General features: G+C 68.1%; 17 protein-coding genes. 6 read left to right on the forward strand and 11 right to left on the reverse strand.

Going from position 1 to position 16,863, the window contains the following annotated elements; all coding sequences use genetic code 11:
• Positions 1–21 precede the first annotated feature (21 nt).
• A complete protein-coding gene (locus C469_RS02100; RefSeq protein WP_008003431.1) occupies positions 22–882 on the reverse strand; it encodes an aldo/keto reductase in 861 nt (286 codons plus the stop codon).
• Positions 883–1,015: 133 nt separating this feature from the next.
• On the opposite strand from C469_RS02100, the gene C469_RS02105 reads away from it, so the two are divergent.
• Positions 1,016–1,504, forward strand: a complete 489-nt coding sequence (locus C469_RS02105) for an Lrp/AsnC family transcriptional regulator (RefSeq protein WP_008003432.1) — start codon at positions 1,016–1,018, stop codon at positions 1,502–1,504.
• The gene (locus C469_RS02110) at positions 1,501–2,643 is read left to right on the forward strand and encodes a pyridoxal phosphate-dependent aminotransferase (protein WP_008003433.1); all 1,143 of its coding nucleotides are present in this window, start codon (positions 1,501–1,503) and stop codon (positions 2,641–2,643) included. Before C469_RS02105 ends, C469_RS02110 begins: the two co-directional genes overlap by 4 nt.
• A gap of 84 nt (positions 2,644–2,727) precedes the next feature.
• Here the strand turns inward: C469_RS02110 and C469_RS02115 are convergent, their stop codons facing one another.
• Positions 2,728–3,690 (reverse strand): oxidoreductase, encoded by a 963-nt coding sequence (locus C469_RS02115; protein WP_008003434.1) that lies wholly within the window; start codon positions 3,688–3,690, stop codon positions 2,728–2,730.
• 169 nt (positions 3,691–3,859) lie between these two features.
• On the opposite strand from C469_RS02115, the gene C469_RS02120 reads away from it, so the two are divergent.
• Both C469_RS02120 and C469_RS02125 read left to right on the forward strand, forming a co-directional pair.
• Positions 3,860–6,316 carry a DNA topoisomerase VI subunit B gene (locus C469_RS02120; RefSeq protein WP_008003436.1) on the forward strand — a complete coding sequence of 819 codons (2,457 nt, stop codon included), beginning with the start codon at positions 3,860–3,862 and terminating at the stop codon, positions 6,314–6,316.
• Complete coding sequence (locus tag C469_RS02125; RefSeq protein ID WP_008003438.1) at positions 6,317–7,402, forward strand: DNA topoisomerase IV subunit A; 1,086 nt, start codon at positions 6,317–6,319, stop codon at positions 7,400–7,402.
• A gap of 21 nt (positions 7,403–7,423) precedes the next feature.
• Here C469_RS02125 and C469_RS02130 read toward each other — a convergent pair whose 3' ends face one another.
• Positions 7,424–7,660, reverse strand: coding sequence for a CDGSH iron-sulfur domain-containing protein (locus C469_RS02130; RefSeq protein ID WP_008003440.1), 237 nt, complete (start codon positions 7,658–7,660; stop codon positions 7,424–7,426).
• Between the two features lie 109 nt (positions 7,661–7,769).
• On the opposite strand from C469_RS02130, the gene msrB reads away from it, so the two are divergent.
• Complete coding sequence (gene msrB / locus C469_RS02135; protein WP_008003441.1) at positions 7,770–8,189, forward strand: peptide-methionine (R)-S-oxide reductase MsrB; 420 nt, start codon at positions 7,770–7,772, stop codon at positions 8,187–8,189.
• Positions 8,190–8,247: 58 nt separating this feature from the next.
• Here msrB and C469_RS02140 read toward each other — a convergent pair whose 3' ends face one another.
• The 3 genes from C469_RS02140 to C469_RS02150 all read right to left on the reverse strand — a co-directional run bounded on the left by C469_RS02140 (position 8,248) and on the right by C469_RS02150 (position 10,775).
• The gene (locus C469_RS02140; RefSeq protein ID WP_008003443.1) at positions 8,248–9,069 is read right to left on the reverse strand and encodes a sensor histidine kinase; all 822 of its coding nucleotides are present in this window, start codon (positions 9,067–9,069) and stop codon (positions 8,248–8,250) included.
• Positions 9,070–9,139: 70 nt separating this feature from the next.
• The gene (locus C469_RS02145; RefSeq protein WP_008003444.1) at positions 9,140–10,294 is read right to left on the reverse strand and encodes an acyl-CoA dehydrogenase family protein; all 1,155 of its coding nucleotides are present in this window, start codon (positions 10,292–10,294) and stop codon (positions 9,140–9,142) included.
• 286 nt (positions 10,295–10,580) lie between these two features.
• Positions 10,581–10,775 carry a cold-shock protein gene (locus C469_RS02150; protein ID WP_004045866.1) on the reverse strand — a complete coding sequence of 65 codons (195 nt, stop codon included), beginning with the start codon at positions 10,773–10,775 and terminating at the stop codon, positions 10,581–10,583.
• Positions 10,776–10,936: 161 nt separating this feature from the next.
• On the opposite strand from C469_RS02150, the gene C469_RS02155 reads away from it, so the two are divergent.
• Positions 10,937–11,593: an NAD-dependent epimerase/dehydratase family protein gene (locus C469_RS02155; protein ID WP_008003445.1), complete on the forward strand. Its 657-nt coding sequence runs from the start codon at positions 10,937–10,939 to the stop codon at positions 11,591–11,593.
• Between the two features lie 13 nt (positions 11,594–11,606).
• On the opposite strand, the gene C469_RS02160 is transcribed toward C469_RS02155, so the two are convergent.
• The 5 genes from C469_RS02160 to acs all read right to left on the reverse strand — a co-directional run bounded on the left by C469_RS02160 (position 11,607) and on the right by acs (position 16,754).
• Positions 11,607–11,867 carry a hypothetical protein gene (locus C469_RS02160; protein WP_008003446.1) on the reverse strand — a complete coding sequence of 87 codons (261 nt, stop codon included), beginning with the start codon at positions 11,865–11,867 and terminating at the stop codon, positions 11,607–11,609.
• An 86-nt stretch (positions 11,868–11,953) separates the two neighbouring features.
• A complete protein-coding gene (locus C469_RS02165) occupies positions 11,954–12,415 on the reverse strand; it encodes a universal stress protein (protein WP_008003447.1) in 462 nt (153 codons plus the stop codon).
• The gene (locus C469_RS02170) at positions 12,415–14,145 is read right to left on the reverse strand and encodes a VC_2705 family sodium/solute symporter (protein WP_008003448.1); all 1,731 of its coding nucleotides are present in this window, start codon (positions 14,143–14,145) and stop codon (positions 12,415–12,417) included. The genes C469_RS02165 and C469_RS02170 overlap by 1 nt, the downstream gene beginning before the upstream one ends.
• Positions 14,142–14,645 carry a DUF4212 domain-containing protein gene (locus C469_RS02175; protein WP_008003449.1) on the reverse strand — a complete coding sequence of 168 codons (504 nt, stop codon included), beginning with the start codon at positions 14,643–14,645 and terminating at the stop codon, positions 14,142–14,144. Before C469_RS02175 ends, C469_RS02170 begins: the two co-directional genes overlap by 4 nt.
• A 114-nt stretch (positions 14,646–14,759) precedes the next feature.
• Positions 14,760–16,754: an acetate--CoA ligase gene (gene acs / locus C469_RS02180; protein ID WP_008003450.1), complete on the reverse strand. Its 1,995-nt coding sequence runs from the start codon at positions 16,752–16,754 to the stop codon at positions 14,760–14,762.
• Positions 16,755–16,863: the final 109 nt, after the last annotated feature.

Raw genomic sequence — 16,863 nt, forward strand, 5'->3', positions numbered from 1 at the left:
GGACGATCGGCGCCCCAGTCGCTACTGCGGGTCGACGTCGTTCAGCGCGGCCATGTCCTCGTCCGTCAGCGACAGGTCCGCGGCCGCGAGGTTGGCTTCGAGGTGGTCGACGCTCGACGTGCCCGGGATCGGGAGCGTCACGTCGGAGTGATCGAGGAGCCACGCGAGCGCGACCTGCCGAGCCGTCGCGTCGTGGCGGTCGGCGACTTGGTCGAGCGCGTCGGGAGTCTCGTCTCCGTCGACCGCGTACATCGGTCCCCACGGGATGAAGCCCACGCCCTTTTGTTCGCAGGCGGCCAGCACGTCCTCGTCGTCGCGGTGGCCGACGTTGTAGCGGTTCTGGACGGTGGCGACGTCGACGATCTCCGTGGCGGTCTCTAACTGCTCGACGCTGACGTTCGAGAGGCCGACGTGAGAGATCTGGCCGGCGTCTTTCATCTCCGCGAACGCGTGGACCGACTCCTCGAAGTCGGTGTCGGGGTCGGGGCGGTGGAACTGGTAGAGGTCGATCGTGTCGGTGCCGAGCCGGTCGAGGCTACACAGCACCTGATTTCGCAGAAAGTCGGGGTCGCCGTGGGGGAGCCAATCGCCCTCGCGGTTGCGGAGCAGGCCGGCCTTCGAGGCGACGACCACGTCGTCGGGGTCGCCGAGGGCCTCGCCGATCAGCCGCTCGCTGACGCCCGGCCCGTAGGAGTCGGCGGTGTCGACGAAGTCGACGCCGAGGTCCACGGCTCGCTGGAGGACCCGCTTGGCCTCCTCCTCGTCGTCGGGGCGGCCGACGATGTCCTCGCCCGTGATCCGCATCGCGCCGAAGCCGAGGCGGTTGACGGTCATGTCGCCGCCGATGTCGAACGTCTCGCTCAGGGGTGTGTCTGAAGCCATGTGCTGTCACTCTCGAGCCACGCTCAAAGTCGTGGGGGTGGCGGAAGGGGGCGCGCTCGTCAGCGGTGGCCTGCCCCCTCGCCCGTCTTGCGTCCGTCGCTACTCATAAACCGTCCCCGCGTGATCGTGAGGTATGGACGCCGAGCGCGAGGTACTCGACGTGTTGGCGCGGAACGCCCGCGAGGACATCGACGACATCGCGGCCCAGACGGGCCTCGACGCGGACGCGGTAGCGGCGGCGATCGACGCGCTGGAGGCGGACAACGTGGTTCACGGCTACCAGGCGGTCGTGGACTGGGACCGCGTCGACGAGGGGAAGATCCGGGCGGTCGTCGAGATCAACGTCGAGCTCGACCGCGAGACCGGCTACGAGCAGGTGGCCGACCGGATCGCGAAATTCCCCGCGGTCGACGCCCTCCACCTCGTCTCCGGCGACTACGACTTCGCCGTCGAGGTGCTCGGCGAGACGATGCAGGACGTCTCGCGGTTCATCTCCGAGCAGGTCGCGCCCATGCCCGAGGTCACCCAGACGGTGACCCACTACATCATGGAGACCTACAAGGACGGCGGGATCCGGTTCGAGGACGGCGACGACGACGACCGCCTCTCCGTCTCGCCATGAGGCTCTCGGACCGCGCGCGCGACCTCCCGGAGTCGGGGATCCGGAAGTTCTTCGAGCTCGCGGAGGCGCGCGACGACGTGATCTCCTTAGGCGTCGGCGAGCCCGACTTCTCGGCGCCGTGGGCCGCCCGCACCGCCGCGATCGACTCGCTCGAACGCGGGAAGACCTCCTACACCTCGAACCGCGGGATGGCCGCGCTCCGCGAGCGGATCGCCGCCCACCACGAGCGCTACGACCAGCCGTACGACCCGGCCGACGAGGTGCTCGTCACGACCGGCGCGAGCGAGGCGGTCGACCTCGCGTTCCGCGCGCTGGTCGACCCCGGCGACACGGTCGCCGTCCACGAGCCGACGTACATCTCCTACGGCCCCGGGATCGAGCTGGCGGGCGGCGAGCGGCTGACGGTCCCCACGCGGGCCGAGGACGACTTCGCTCTCACGCGGGAGTCGCTGGAGGCGGCGGGCGCGGCCGAGGCCGACCTGCTCGTCTGCTGTTACCCGAACAACCCGACGGGCGCGACGATGACCGAGGAGGAGTACGCCGAGGTCGCCGCGTTCTGCCGGGACGAGGACCTCCGGGTGATCGCCGACGAGATCTACTCGGCGCTCACCTACGGGACCGATCACACGTCGATCGCGACCCGGCCGGGGATGCGCGAGCGCACCGTCGTCGTCAACGGGTTCTCGAAGGCGTACGCGATGACGGGGCTCCGGCTGGGGTACGCGCTGGGCCCGACCGACGCGATCGACGCGATGAACCGGATCCACCAGTACACGATGCTGTCGGCGCCGACGACGCCGCAGTACGCCGCGATCGAAGCGCTCGACCGCTGCGACGAGGAGGTGACCGACATGGTCGACGAGTACAACCGCCGCCGGCGGCTGGTCGTCTCCCGGTTCAACGAGATGGGACTCGACACCTTCGAGCCGGGCGGCGCGTTCTACGCGTTCCCGGACTGCGGCGGCGACGACGAGGTCTTCGCCGAGGAGCTGCTGGAGGCGCAGGGCGTCGCGGTCGTCCCCGGCTCCGTCTTCGGCGAGGGCGGCGAGGGCCACCTCCGGGTGTCGTACGCGACCTCGATGCGCGAGCTGAAGGAGGCGACCGACCGGATCGCGACGTTCGTCGAGGGGCGGGACTGACCGGGGACGGGCGGACCTCCGTCGATCGCTGAACCCTCGAAGCGACCATCTTTATAAATCGACGAGAGCCGCGGACTCGACCGTTCAAACCGGGAACTCGACGCCGGTCGCGTCCGTCGAGTACTCCCAGAGTCTCCGGGCGTCCTCGCGGTCGTAGGAGGCGTCGTTCGAGCGGCCGACAGTCGGGTGTCCGCGCATGTTCAACAGCCCGCCGGGCTCGACGTACGCGCCGCCGTCGACGTCGGCGGTGGCCGCGTACAACATCGGCTCGACCCCGATTTCGGCGTCCTGTCCGAGAAGGGCGTTCGCGGCCTTCATCCCGACCTTCATCAGGGGGTTCCCGCTCTCGGCGGCGGTCCGCATCTGGAGGTTGGTGTCGGTGTAGCCGGGGTGGCAGGCGACGCTACGAACGTCGAGGCCGGCGTCGGTCTCGCGGTTCGCGGCGTCGATCCGGTGGTGGAGCTCGTAGGCGAACAGGAGGTTCGCGAGCTTGCTCCGGCCGTACGCCTTCCACTTGCCGTACGACCGCTCCCAGTTGAGGTCCGCGAAGTCCATCTCGCCCTGCTCGTGGGCGCCCGACGACTGCGTGACGACGCGCGCGACGCCGTCGACCCCCTCGGCGGCTTCGAGGAGTTCGAAGAGCCGCCCGGTGAGCGCGAAGTGGCCGAGGTGGTTGACGCCGAACTGCGTCTCGAAGCCGTCCGCGGTCTCGCTCCGGGGGATCGCCATCACGCCCGCGTTGTTACAGAGCACGTCGACCGCGTCGTAGTCGTCGCTCAGGTCCTCGGCGAAGGCCCGCACCGAGTCGAGCGAGGCGAGGTCGCACTCGCGCACGTCGAGGTCGCCGTCGACCTCGCCGCCGGCGTCGGCGCGGATCTCGGCGGCGGCGTCCTCGGCGCGCTCGACGCTCCGGCACGCCATCACCACCGTAGCGCCCTCCGCGGCGAACGCGCGCGTCCCCTCGTAGCCGAGCCCGCTGTTCGCGCCGGTGACGACCACCGTCTTCCCGTCCAGTCGCGGCATCTCCTCGGCGGTCCAGTCTGCCATACGCACGGAAGGGGCGTCACGGGGAGAAATCTGTCGGCGGGATCCGACGGTCACGCTTCGTGCGAAACGTTCCCGAACAGGGCGGCGAGACGGCGCCTGACGCCGGGATCCACTTTCACCGCGCCGGCGGTGCGTTTTTAGGTGCCTCGGTGGAAGGGGAGGATACCGAATGACGTCCTTCCAGTCGACGATCGGCGACGAGGAGGGGATCGCGGAGGAGCTGGCCGAGGGCCAGCGCGAGATCTCCATCGCCGAGTTCTTCGAGAAGAACAAACACATGCTCGGGTTCGACTCGGGCGCCCGCGGGCTCGTCACCGCCGTCAAGGAGGCGGTCGACAACGCGCTCGACGCGACCGAGGAGGCCGGCGTCCTCCCCGACATCTACATCGAGATCGAGGAGGTGGGCGACTACTACCGGCTCGTCATCGAGGACAACGGGCCCGGTATCACGAAAGAACAGCTCCCGAAAGTGTTCGGGAAGCTCCTGTATGGGAGTCGTTTTCATGCCAGGGAGCAGTCTCGTGGCCAACAGGGAATAGGGATCTCAGCGGCTGTACTGTACTCTCAGTTGACTTCCGGCCAGCCCGCGAAGATCACCTCACGCCCGAAGGGACAGTCGCGGGCGCAGTACTTCGAGCTCATCATCGACACCGACACGAACGAGCCGGAGATCAAGGCGGACGAGGAGACGACGTGGGACCGCCCCCACGGCACCCGGATCGAGCTGGAGATGGAGGCGAACATGCGCGCCCGCCAGCAGCTCCACGACTACGTGAAACACACCGCGGTCGTCAACCCCCACGCGCGGCTCGAACTCCGCGAGCCGGGGCTCGACGAGCCGCTGAAGTTCGAGCGCGCGACCGACGAGCTGCCGGCGGAGACGGAGGAGATCCGCCCGCACCCGCACGGCGTCGAGCTCGGCGCGCTGATAAAGATGCTGGAGGCGACCGAGTCGTACTCCGTCTCCGGGTTCCTCCAGGAGGAGTTCACGCGGGTCGGCAAGAAGACCGCCGACAGCGTGATCGACAACTTCCGAGACGTGTACTACGGCCGCGAGCTCGCGTGGTCGCCGCCGCGCGCCCACGACGACCGCGACGTCGCCGCCGCGGTCGCGGACGCGGTCGCCAACAAGGGCAAGGCGGCGACCACCGCCTTCGCCGAGGGCGTCGCCGAGACGGTCGCTGGCAACGACCGCCTCTCGCGCTCGGAACTCGCGGCGATCGTCGGTAACGTCGCCGAAAACGTCGAGGGCGACACGGGCAAGACGTTCGGCGGGACCGTCCGCGAGAACGCCGTCGACGCGGCGTGGCGGGCGATAACGGGCGTGGACGCCGACGGCGACGCGGCGGGTGCCGCCGATGACGGGGACGGCGACGACGCCGAGTCCCCCCTCGTCGCCGACGCCTACGCCCTCGTCGACGACGCCACCTCGACCCGGAAGGACGACGCCGCGGTGCGGGCGATGGCCGAGGCGCTCGCGCGTCGGTTCGCGAACCTCGACGGTGAGGCGTTCCGGATCGCCCGCGACGACTTGGAGCGGCTCGTCGCGGACGCGGCCAATTTCGTCGCCGAGCAGCGCGACGCCACCTTCGGCGAGACGGCCCGCGAGAACGTCGTCGAGGCGTTCTGGTCGCGGGCGCGGACGGTCCCGGACGACCCGCCGAAGGTGAAGTCGATCGCGGGCGACCGCGACGCCGCGGCCGACTTACTCGAGGCGATGCGGACGACCGACATCCTCGCGCCGCCGACGGACTGCCTCGCGCCGATCACGGCCGAGCTGGTCGAGGCCGGCCTCCGGAAGGAGTACGACGCCGACTTCTACGCGGCCGCGACCCGCGACGCCGAGGTCCACGGCGGCGACCCGTTCATCGTCGAGGCCGGCATCGCCTACGGCGGCGAGATCCCGGCCGAGGGGTCGGTCGAGCTGCTCCGGTTCGCGAACCGCGTCCCGCTCGTCTACCAGCGCGGCGCCTGCGCGACGACGGACGTGATCAAGTCGATCGGCTGGCGCAACTACGGGCTCGACCAGCCCGGCGGATCGGGGCTCCCCAACGGGCCGGCCGTTATCAGCATCCACGTCGCCTCCACGAACGTCCCGTTCACGAGCGAGTCGAAGGACGCGCTCGCGAACGTCCCCGCGATCGAAGACGAGATCGAACTGGCGGTCCGCGAGGCGGCGCGCGAGCTGAAGTCGTACCTCAACAAGCGGCGCTCGATGCAGCAGCGCCGGGAGAAACAGGACGTGCTCGGCAAGATCCTCCCGGAGATGGCCGACAAGGTCTCGGAGGTCACGGGCCGGTCGCGCCCCGACATCGACGGGGCCTTGGCGCGGATCATGAACAACGTCAGCGTCGAGCGCGAGGTGGACGGCGAGACGGTGACGCTGGTCGTCGAGAACCACTCGGACGTGAACGAGCAGTTGGAGATCACGGACATCGTCTCCGCGGAGCCGACCGACCTCTCCGACGGGACGGTGGTGGACATGGACGGCGAGTGGTTCGTCCAGTGGAAGCCCGAGGTGCCCTCGGGCGACGAGCGGGAACTGACGTACGCGGTCGACGGCGAGGCCGACTTCGAGGTCAGCGTCGGCGGCGTGGAGACTGAGAAACTCACGGTGAACGCGTAAATGACGACAGAAAGCGACGCACGAGACGAGCTGATCGACCTGGCAGCGGACTTCTACGACCAGTTCGCCGCCGGGAACATCCCGGAGATGACGCTTCCCACGCGGACGAAGAGCAACATCGAGTACGACACCGAAAGCGGCGTCTGGACCTACGGCGACCGCACGTCGACGCGCAGCGCCAACTCGGTGCGGGGCGCGCGCAAGCTGCTGAAGGCGGCGTACACGATCGAGTTCCTCGCGGACCAGCTCGACGAGGACCGCTCGTCGACGCTGCGGGAGCTGTACTACCTCTCGGAGTCGTGGGACAACGACGAGGCGCAGTTCTCGAGTCAGGACGAGTCGAACGACCTCGTGGAGGACCTGGAGATCGTCACGGGGGTCACCCGCGAGGACTTCCACATGCGCCCGGAGGAGTCGGGCGCGACCCTGATGGGGCCCCTCCTCATCCGCGAGCAGACCCGCCGCGGAGAACGCGAGATCCACTGTCAGGAGGACGTGGGCGCGGGCGGCTACCAGATCCCGAACAACCCGGACATGATCGAGTTCCTCGACGACGACATCGACTTCGCGCTCGCCGTCGAGACCGGCGGGATGCGCGACCGGCTCGTCGAGAACGGGTTCGACGAGGAGTACAACTGCCTCGTCATCCACCTCAAGGGCCAGCCGGCGCGAGCGACCCGTCGGATCACGAAGCGCGTCCACGACGAGCTGGACGTTCCCATCGCGGTCTTCGCCGACGGCGACCCGTGGTCCTACCGGATCTACGGCTCCGTGGCGTACGGCTCGATCAAGTCCGCGCACCTCTCGAAGTACCTCGCGACGCCGGAGGCGCAGTTCGTCGGGATCCAGCCCGAGGACATCGTCGAGTACGACCTCCCGGCCGACCCGCTCTCCGACTCGGACGTGAACGCCCTCGAATCCGAGCTGGACGACCCGCGGTTCCAGACCGACTACTGGGAGGAACAGATCGAACTGCAGCTCGACATCGGGAAGAAGTCCGAACAGCAGTCGCTCGCGAGCCGCGGGCTCGACTTCGTCACCGACACCTACCTCCCCGAGCGGCTCGACGCGATGGGCGTGATCTGAAGCCCCGCGGGGATAGCCCTTTTACTCGCCTTCGTCCGCGACCTCGCCGATCTGGCGACGCTCGCCGTCGGCGTCGTCGTTCGCATATTTATAAACGACCCCGTCCACCTCGTCCGTCGTCGCGTTGTGCGAGCCGTCACAGAGCGGCTCCGAATCAGAGAGACCGCACTGACAGACGTAGATCATGCCGTCGTCACCCATGTCGGACTCGTCGAGCTTTACCGGTCCGCGCTCCTCGTGCGTGACTTCGCGTGCCATGGTCGTCGATCGGTGCGCACCCGAATACGGCTTGTGGCCGCAGAGCGGGAGCAGCCGCTCCCGTCGAGACCGCCGCAACCCCCTTGCCCGTGGGGGCCGTATCGGAGGTATGAGCGAGACCGACGAGGGCGACGCGGTCGACCCGCGAGAGCTGACCGACGCGGAGTGGCGCGAGCGCCTCTCCGAGGAGGAGTACCGCGTGCTCCGCGAGAGCGGCACGGAGGCCAAGTTCTCCGGCGAGTACGTCGACCACCACCCCGACGACGGGGAGTACCGCTGTCGGGCCTGCGGGACCGTCCTCTTCGACGCCGAGACGAAGTACGAGTCCGGCTGCGGCTGGCCCGCCTTCTACGCCGCCGAGGAGGAGTCGGTGACGACGACGGTCGACACCAGCCACGGGATGCGCCGCACCGAGGTCCGGTGTGCGAACTGCGACTCCCATTTGGGCCACGTGTTCGACGACGGCCCCGAGCCCACCGGCAAGCGGTTCTGCATCAACTCGGTCGCGATGGAGTACGGCGGGGAGTGAGAACTCGGCCCGAGGGAGGACACCGCGCCTACGTGGCCGCGACCGACGCGACCGCCCGCTACGCCGCCAGCGGGAGCCTGACGACGAACACCGTGCCCTTCGGCTCGTTGTCCTCGATCCACACGTCCCCATCGTAGATCTCCACGAGCGACCGGACCAGGTACAGCCCGATCCCGGCGCCCGGGCTGTCGAGTCCCTTCTCGCCCTTCCCGAAGACCTCGTCCCGGTGGCTCTCGGGGATCCCCGGGCCGTTGTCGGCGACGCGCACCTCGGCGACGCCGCGGGCCTCGTCGACCGCGGCCGAGACCGTCACCTTCGGCGGCGTCTCGTCGTTGTGCTGGACCGCGTTCCGCAGGAGGTTCCGGAAGACAGAGCTCAGCATTTCGTCGGCGACAACGTCCGCGCCGGGGAACGATCCCTCAGCGGTGAAGACGGCCTCCGAGTAGGCCGATCGGACCTCCTCGACCTGCTGTGAGAGGACCCGAGCGAGCGAGACGCGGCTCGGCTCGGTTTCCTCGCGGAGCATCACTTCGGCGAGGTCGCGGACCGTCGTGGTCAGGGAGACGGCGCTCTGGGTGTTCCGCTTGATCACGTCCAAGTACTCCTCGCCCTCCCCGTCGACGTGGTCGTCGAGCAGTTCGGCGTACGCGCCGACGAGCTGGAGGTCGTTACGGATGTCGTGGCGCATCACTTGGTTCAGCAGTCTGAGATCGTCGCGCTGGCGCTTGAGGCGCTCCTCGGGGTCCGCGTCGTCGACCAGTTCGCCAGCCTCTCCGTCTGAACGCACGACACCCGTGTCCTCTCTCGCGCCCGGCTCGGTCGAAACCCTCGCTCCTGGCCCCGCGTCTTCACCCGGTGCCGCGTTCGCGTCGTCGCCCATGAGAACTCGTACGCCGGCCGGTAGTTTTTAAATACCGATCGGGGTCCGGAGCGGTCCGGGAGGTCGTCGCTCAGATCCCCTCGTCGAGCAGCTCGCGGGCGATGATGTTCTTCTGGATCTCCGTGGTCCCCTCGTAGATCTGGGTGATCTTGGCGTCGCGGTAGAGCCGCTCGACGTCGTGGTCGTTGACGTATCCGGCGCCGCCGTGGACCTGGACCGCCTCGTCGGCGACCTCCACCGCGGTCCGGGAGGCGAACTCCTTGGCCATCGATGCGAGCGCGGTGAGATCCCCCGGTTCGTTGTCGACCGCCCACGCCGAGCGGTAGGTGAGCCAGCGGGCCGCCTCGGTGTTCGTGTGCATCTCCGCGAGCTTGTGTTTGATCGCCTGGAAGTCGCTGATCGGGCGGTCGAACTGCTCGCGTTCCTCGGCGTACTCCAGCGCGCGCTCGGCCGCGCCGCGGGCGATCCCGACGCCCTGCGCGGCGACCGCGGTGCGCGTCTCGTCGAAGAACTGCATGAGCTGTAAAAAGCCCATCCCGCGCTGGCCGATCAGGTTCTCGTCGGGGACGCGCACGTCGTCGAACCGGAGCTCGGCGGTGTCGCTCGCGCGGATCCCGAGCTTCCCGGTGATCTTGTCCCGGGCGAGTCCGTCGCGGTCGCCCTCGACGAGGATCTGCGAGTAGCCCGAGTAGCGGTCGTCGATCTCGGGGTCGGTCTCGCAGACGACGACGAAGTAGTCGGCGACGGTGCCGTTCGTGATCCACATCTTCGAGCCGTTGATCACCCACTCGTCGCCGTCTTTTTCGGCGTGCGTCGCCACCGAGGTCACGTCCGAGCCCGCCTGCGGCTCCGAGATGGCCGAGCCCATCACCGCGTCGCCGGCGGTCACCTCCGGGAGGACGCGCTCCTTCTGCTCGTCCGTCCCGAACTCCATCAGCGCCTCCGCCCCGAAGCCGGCGCTGGAGACGCAGAGGCCGATGCCGGGGTCGGCCGCGAACAGCTCTTCCGTGAGGATCGCGTTCTCCAGCGAGGAGTAGCCGACGCCGCCGTACTCGACCGGGACGTGCGGCGCGAGCAGCCCCATGTCGGCGGCCGTCTCCATCACCTCGTACGGGTACTCCTCGGCGACGTCGTACTCGGTCGCAACCGGCCGGATCTCCTCGTCCGCGAACCGGCGGACTTCCTCGCGCAGCTGCTTCTGCTCGTCCGTTAGCTGGAACTCCATGTGCGACCGTTTCGCCGAATCTATCATAATCGTTCGTAAACGTCGAGGAATTCGGATCGCGTTTACAGTTCTTCGGCTTGGTGTCACGGAGCACCGTCGGCGACGTGTTATTTAAATGGCGACGAGCGAGGGGGACGAGCGAGTATAAAAACGGTGCGGCGGCGTGCGTCGTCGGCGTCCGTGTGAGCGATCCCCGCTCGGCGAGCGATACCCCGGCGCGGCCGCTCGGAATGCGATATACACAGAACGTGTTTCGAGAGCTGTCCGAGCGCGTCGAGACCGGCGATTACAGCCGGGTGAGGTTCGTCGCGCGCGGCCCCTTGTCCGCCTCCTCGATCTCGAACTCTACCTCCTGTCCCTCCTCGAGATCCGGGCCGCCGACGTCTTCCATGTGGAAGAACACGTCCTCGTCAGCGTCGTCAGTCTCGATGAATCCGTAGCCGCCGGTGTCGTTGAAGAAATCGACCTTGCCTGTCGCCATCGCAGCCGTACCAACTCCCGACTAATGTATAAGTGTTGCGTGCCTTCCCGAAACGCCCGAATTGAGCACTTAGATCCGCTTTCGGCGGGATGTATCCGGTTTCGGCTCCCGAACCGTCGGGCGACCGAAACGACAACGTCGCTGGGCGACGATCACCGGGTATGACCACCCTCCTCGTCGTCGGCGGCAGCGGGTTCATCGGTCGCGAGGTGTGTCGGATCGCCGTCCGCGACGGCCACGAGGTCCGAAGCGTCTCCCGGGGCGGTCGCCCGCCCACCGACGCGCCCTGGACCGACGCAGTCTCCTGGACCAGCGCCGACCTCTTCCGGCCCGACGCGTGGCGGAGCCGCCTCGACGGCGTCGACGCGGTCGTCCACGCCGTCGGGACGCTCACCGAGTCGCCCGCGGAGGGAGCCACCTTCGAGCGCGTCAACGGCGACGCGGCGATCATCGCGGCGCTCGAGGCCGAGCGCGCCGGCGTCGAGACGTTCGTCTTCCTCTCCGCGTCGGTGAAACCTCCGGGCGTTCGGAACGCCTACCTCACGGCGAAGCGCCGCGCGGAGGCCGCGATTGCGGACCTCGCGCTCGACGCGGTCGCGCTCCGACCCGGTCCGGTGTACGGCCCCGGTCAGCCGCACTTCCCGAAAGCGGTCGACGGGCTGGTCCGGCTGATCGCGTCCGTACCGCCGATCGCGGACCGACTCGGCGAGCGTCGCCCGCTCGCCGTCGACACGGTGGCGCGGGCGACCTATCGGACCGCGCTCGACCCCGACGAGTCGCTGCTCGACGTGGACGACATCCGGACGGTCGGGAACTGAACGGTCCGACGACTCACTGCCCCGACTTCGCCATCTCCAACGACATGAAGAACCCGAAGTAGGCGGGGATCCCGGCGAGCATGAACATGTACAACACCCACTGCGGGGAGCTCGAGAACGCGAAGTCGTACAGCAGCGAGACGGCCGTCACCCACACGACCGCGAAGGCGAGGTCGTAGAGCATCCCGCCGCGGTTCTCGCTGACGTGAGACCGAACCCGGTCGGCGAGGCTCTCGTCCGCGTCTGGCTCGTCGATGTGCTCGGCGTCGCTCATGGGTGAACGTCGTCGTCGAAATACGTCGGTGTTCCGGAACGGTGCAGGCCGAGCGCCCCCTGACGGGGCGCGCGCTCGGCGCCGATTCAGTCCTCCTCGAGGTAGTCGACGACGAGCACGGGCACGTGCGTGGAGCGCAGTGTCCGCTCGGTGACGCTCCCGAGGAGCGCGCGGCGGACGCCGGCGCGCCCGTGGCTCCCCATCACGATGAGGTCGATATCGTGGTTCTCGGCGTAGTCGCCGATCACTTTGTGCGGCCGGCCGCCGGAGACGTGTTCGACGATATCGACGCCGCGTTCGGCTCCGCGATCGGCGACCACGCCGGTCGCCTCGTCGGCCTGCTCTTTCAGCTCTCCCATCTCCTCGAACCGACCCTGTTTGAGCCGGTCGACCTGTTCGGTCCCGAGACTGAAGTTCACCGAGTCGATGTCGACCACGTACAGCGCGTGGACCTCGGCGTCATACTTCTCCGCGAGGTCGAGCGCGTGGTCGACGGCGGCCTCTGCGACATCGCTTCCGTCCGTGGGGACGAGGATTCGGTCGTACATTATCGCTCCTCCGTGGCTTCGTCGTCGTCAACTGCGCGGCCCCCATCTGTTGCGACGTCCTCGCCGCCGTCGGCGACGACGTCCTCGGCGGTCTCCTGCTGTCCCATCGGTTCGGGACTGTGACACTGCCGCACGATCCGCTTCGTCTCGAGCGACGGCTCGTCGGTCGCCATCGAGACGGCGATGGTGACGACGAACACGACCGGGAGCGTGATGAGCGCAGAGCCGATTGCGGGCATCCACGTCGCCAGCCCCGCCGACAGCGGCGCCTCGAGACCGCCGACGTAGTTCGGCACGATCTCGTTGATCATCGGGATCGACCAGAGCGTCAGCCCGGTCGTCATGCCGGCGAGCGCTCCCTGCCGATTGGCGTTCTCCCACCACATGCCGAGGAAGAACATCGGGAACAGGACGGAGCCGGCGAGCGAGAACGCGTATCCCACGAGCGCCGCGATCGACGACGCGGGATTGAGCGCGGCCAGCGTGGTCAGCGCGCCGAGCGCGACGATCGAGAGGCGGCCGACGAGGATCTGCTGGCGCTGCGTCGCGTCCTCGTTGATGATGTTGGTGTAGATGTCGTGGCTGATCGCCGAGGAGCCGGCGATGAACAGCCCGGCGACCGTCGCGATCGCCGCGGCGATACCGCCCGCCGCGACGATGCCGACGAACCAGTCCGGGAGCCCGGACAGCTGCGTCGCCAGCACGACGATGACCTCGCTGGCCGCGCTCGTCATGCCGGGGTCGCCGTACGTCGCGCCGACGTTCTGGGTGTAGAGGTCGGTGCCAAACGCCGCGAACGCCGGGGCGCTCCAGTAGAGGATACAGATGAAGAACAGGCCCCAGACCGTCGACCAGCGGGCCGTCCGCTCGCTCTCGACCGTGTAGAACCGGACGAGCACGTGCGGGAGCCCGCAGGTGCCGACGATCAGCGAGAACGTCGTGGCGACCCAGAGGTAGTAGCTCGACGAGGCGAACGGCTCGGAGAACTCGCTACCGAGCTCGCTGATGAGCATTCCGTACTCGAGCTGCGGCAGCACCGTGGAGTAGCCGTTGGTGTAGCCGACGACGAACAGCCCCACGACGAACGCGAGGATGAGGATGACGTACTGGACCGCCTGGTTCTTCGTGGCGCCCAACATCCCGGACAGCGTCAGGTAGCCGACGGTGACGACCATCATCGCGACGACCATCACCTGGTACCCGTCGAGGCCGGGGATGAGACCGCCGTAATCGCCGAAGATGTACAGGCCGACGAGCGCCATCCCCTTCGCCTGCCCGATGGCGTAGACGAAGCCGATGAGGAACGTCGTCACCGCCGCGATGGCGCGCGCGGTGTCGGAGTTGAACCGGTCGCCGACGAAGTCCGGCGCCGTGTACTTCCCGAACCGGCGCAGCTGCGCGGCGAGGAAGATGAGCAGGATGAAGTATCCCGTCGTCCAGCCGACGACGTACACGAGCCCGTAGAACCCCGCGAGCGCGATCGACGCCGCCATGCCGAGGTACGAGGCGGCCGACATCCAATTCGCCCCGATCGCCATCCCGTTCTCGACGTTCCCGATGGAACGGCCGGCGACCCACATGTTCTCGGTGTCGGCGACGCGGAAGACGAACCCGATCGTGAGGAACAGCCCCAACATCGCGATCACGAGGACCGCCGGCGCCAGCTTGAACGAGATGTCGAGCGCCTCCGGGAGGAGGTCGCTCTGCAGGAGGAGCGAACTCCCCGTCATTCGTCGGACCCCCCGTCGGCCGCCGCGACCCCGGCACCGCTCTTACTCTCCGCGACGTCGGCGTGGTCGATACCGTACTTCTCGTCGAGCGCGTCCCGCTTGCGCGAGTACCAGAACGCTAAGATTAGCGCGCTGGTCGGGGCGCCGAACGCGACGAGGAAGTAGTGAAGCGGGAAGCCCAAGATCGGCATCTGGCTCGTCATCGGACCGGGCGCGATCCGCGTCAGGGTCACCGGTCCCCACACCGCGAGGACCCAGACGGCGAACCCCGACCAGACGATGCGGAGGTGATCGCGCATATACGGCGTGCTCGGATTGAGGATGTTCACCTCCGCTCCGAGGTAGTCGGTGTCGTTGTGCTCCTGTGCCGCGCCCCTGGCGACGCCGCCGTCGGTGGCCGCGTCGTCGGCTGCACGGCCACCGTCGGTGACCGCGTCGTCGGCTGCGCGGCCCCCGTCGGTGACCGCGTCGCCCGAATTACGTGAGCTATTATCTGTCATGTGTTGTGGTGTGTATTGTCGTGGTGCGTTTATGCGATTTTATCGTGATATTTGTTCGCGGTGTCGTGCGCGTCGTCTCTCGTTTCGCGTCTCGAAAACGGATCCGTCGGTGGGCTACTCGCTCTTCGCTTTCTGCTGGATCTCCTCGACGATCTCCGGGTTCCGGAGCGTGCTGGTGTTACCCAGCTCCTTGCCGTCGGCGATGTTCTCAAGCAGGCGGCGCATGATCTTCCCCGAGCGGGTCTTCGGCAGGTCCGGCGTGAACACGACCTGCTCCGGCCGGGCGATCGGGCCGATGGCGTCCTCGACGCCCGCGACGATCGCGTCGCGGAGCTCGTCGTTGCCCTCGTACCCGTCCTCGGTCGTCACGTACGCGTAGACGGCCTCGCCTTTGATGTCGTGGTCGCCGCCGACCACGGCCGCCTCCGCGACGCCCTCGACGCCGACGATGGCGGACTCGATCTCCATCGTCCCCAGCCGGTGGCCGGAGACGTTGAGCACGTCGTCGACGCGACCGAGCACGGTGATGTAGCCGTCCTCGTCGATCTTGGCGCCGTCCTCCGGGAAGTACACCCAGTCCTCGGGGTCGTCGCTGTCGGTGTCCGAGTACTCCGCCCAGTACTCGTCGATGTACCGTTCGTCGTTGTTGTACAGCGTCCGGAGCATCCCGGGCCACGGCTTCTGTACCGTGAGGTAGCCGGCCTTCCCCGGCTCTACCTCGTCGCCGAGCGTGTCGAGGATCTGTACGTCGAGCCCCGGGAGCGGCGGTCCGGCCGCCCCGGGCTTCATGTCCTTGATACCGGGCAGCGTCGTCACCATCATGCCGCCGGTCTCGGTCTGCCACCACGTGTCGACGATCGGGCACTCCTCGTCCCCGATGTGCTTGTAGTACCACTTCCACGCGCGCGGGTTGATCGGCTCGCCGACCGTGCCGAGCAGCCGCAGCGAGGAGAGGTCGTGGGCGTCGGGGTACTCCGCGCCCCACTTCATGAACGCCCGGATGGCGGTGGGCGCGGTGTACAGCTGGGTCGCGTCGTGCTCCTCGACGATCTCCCAGAGGCGGTCGCGCTCCGGGTGATCGGGCGTCCCCTCGTACATCATCGTCGTCGTCCCGAGCGCGAGCGGCCCGTAGACGATGTAGGAGTGACCCGTGATCCAGCCGATGTCGGCCGAACAGAAGTACGTGTCATCCGGCTTGATGTCGAGGACCGACTGCGAGGTCCACGACACCCACGAGAGGTAGCCGCCGGTCGTGTGTTTCACGCCCTTCGGCTTCCCCGTCGTCCCCGAGGTGTACATCAGGAACAGCATGTCCTCGGCGTCGCGGGTGACCGGCTCGACCTCGGCGCCCTCGTGGTCCGCCACGAGGTCGCCGTAGTCGATCTGGTCGTCGCCGAGGTCGTGACCGAAGCCGTCGCCGTTCGGCCCGAGTCGGTCGACGACGACCGTGGTCGTGTCGTGCTCGACGCCCGCGAGCCCCTCGTTGGCCTTGTCGAGGTGGTCGAGGGGGTCGCCGCGCCGGTAGTAGCCGTCGCAGGTGACGAGGTACTCCGACTCCGCGGAGTTCATCCGCGTCGCGAGCGCGTCCGCCGAGAACCCGGCGAAGACGACGCTGTGCGGCGCGCCGATCCGGGCGCACGCCAGCATCGCGATCGGCAGCTCCGGGATCATCGGCATGTACATCGTCACCACGTCGTCCTCCTCGACGCCCTGCTCGCGGAGCGCGGCCGCGAACTCGTTCACCTCTCGGTGCAGCTCCTCGTACGTGTACGTGCGGTCGTCCTCGTCGACCGGCTCGCCGACCCACTCGATCGCGGCCTCGTCGCCGCGCTCGTCGAGGTGTCGGTCGAGGCAGTTGGCCGACGCGTTCAGCTCGCCGCCGGTGAACCACTCGTAGAAGGGAGGGTTGCTGTCGTCCAGCACCTGATCGTAGTCCGTCTCCCAGTCGAGCAGATCGGCGGCCGCCTCCCAGCACTCCGGCCAGTTCTCCTCGAACTCGTCGTAGACGCCGGGATCCGACACGTTCGCCTGTTCGACGAACGACTCCGGCGGCTCGAACACCTCCTGCTCTGCGAGTCTCGCTTCCAGTTGACCGTCTCCCTCTGTCATGGTACGCTCTGTAGCAAACCGATCTCGCCCCTTAAACGATGGCGCTAAATACGAAAAATCGTGATAGATTCGCGCGGCGATTCGGAGCGCCGCGACCGCCCGGGACCGA

It is taken from the genome of Halorubrum lipolyticum DSM 21995, from assembly GCF_000337375.1.
GTDB classification, from domain to species: domain Archaea; phylum Halobacteriota; class Halobacteria; order Halobacteriales; family Haloferacaceae; genus Halorubrum; species Halorubrum lipolyticum.

Coding starts and splice junctions, on each gene's coding strand:
- C469_RS02165 (WP_008003447.1), bottom strand. CDS start 12,415: ATGTACGACCGAATCCTCGTCCCCACGGACGGAAGCGATGTCGCAGAG.
- C469_RS02170 (WP_008003448.1), bottom strand. CDS start 14,145: ATGACGGGGAGTTCGCTCCTCCTGCAGAGCGACCTCCTCCCGGAGGCG.
- C469_RS02115 (WP_008003434.1), bottom strand. CDS start 3,690: ATGGCAGACTGGACCGCCGAGGAGATGCCGCGACTGGACGGGAAGACG.
- C469_RS02100 (WP_008003431.1), bottom strand. CDS start 882: ATGGCTTCAGACACACCCCTGAGCGAGACGTTCGACATCGGCGGCGAC.
- C469_RS02125 (WP_008003438.1), top strand. CDS start 6,317: ATGACGACAGAAAGCGACGCACGAGACGAGCTGATCGACCTGGCAGCG.
- C469_RS02130 (WP_008003440.1), bottom strand. CDS start 7,660: ATGGCACGCGAAGTCACGCACGAGGAGCGCGGACCGGTAAAGCTCGAC.
- C469_RS02120 (WP_008003436.1), top strand. CDS start 3,860: ATGACGTCCTTCCAGTCGACGATCGGCGACGAGGAGGGGATCGCGGAG.
- C469_RS02155 (WP_008003445.1), top strand. CDS start 10,937: ATGACCACCCTCCTCGTCGTCGGCGGCAGCGGGTTCATCGGTCGCGAG.
- C469_RS02175 (WP_008003449.1), bottom strand. CDS start 14,645: ATGACAGATAATAGCTCACGTAATTCGGGCGACGCGGTCACCGACGGG.
- msrB (WP_008003441.1), top strand. CDS start 7,770: ATGAGCGAGACCGACGAGGGCGACGCGGTCGACCCGCGAGAGCTGACC.
- C469_RS02105 (WP_008003432.1), top strand. CDS start 1,016: ATGGACGCCGAGCGCGAGGTACTCGACGTGTTGGCGCGGAACGCCCGC.
- C469_RS02160 (WP_008003446.1), bottom strand. CDS start 11,867: ATGAGCGACGCCGAGCACATCGACGAGCCAGACGCGGACGAGAGCCTC.
- acs (WP_008003450.1), bottom strand. CDS start 16,754: ATGACAGAGGGAGACGGTCAACTGGAAGCGAGACTCGCAGAGCAGGAG.
- C469_RS02140 (WP_008003443.1), bottom strand. CDS start 9,069: ATGGGCGACGACGCGAACGCGGCACCGGGTGAAGACGCGGGGCCAGGA.
- C469_RS02145 (WP_008003444.1), bottom strand. CDS start 10,294: ATGGAGTTCCAGCTAACGGACGAGCAGAAGCAGCTGCGCGAGGAAGTC.
- C469_RS02110 (WP_008003433.1), top strand. CDS start 1,501: ATGAGGCTCTCGGACCGCGCGCGCGACCTCCCGGAGTCGGGGATCCGG.
- C469_RS02150 (WP_004045866.1), bottom strand. CDS start 10,775: ATGGCGACAGGCAAGGTCGATTTCTTCAACGACACCGGCGGCTACGGA.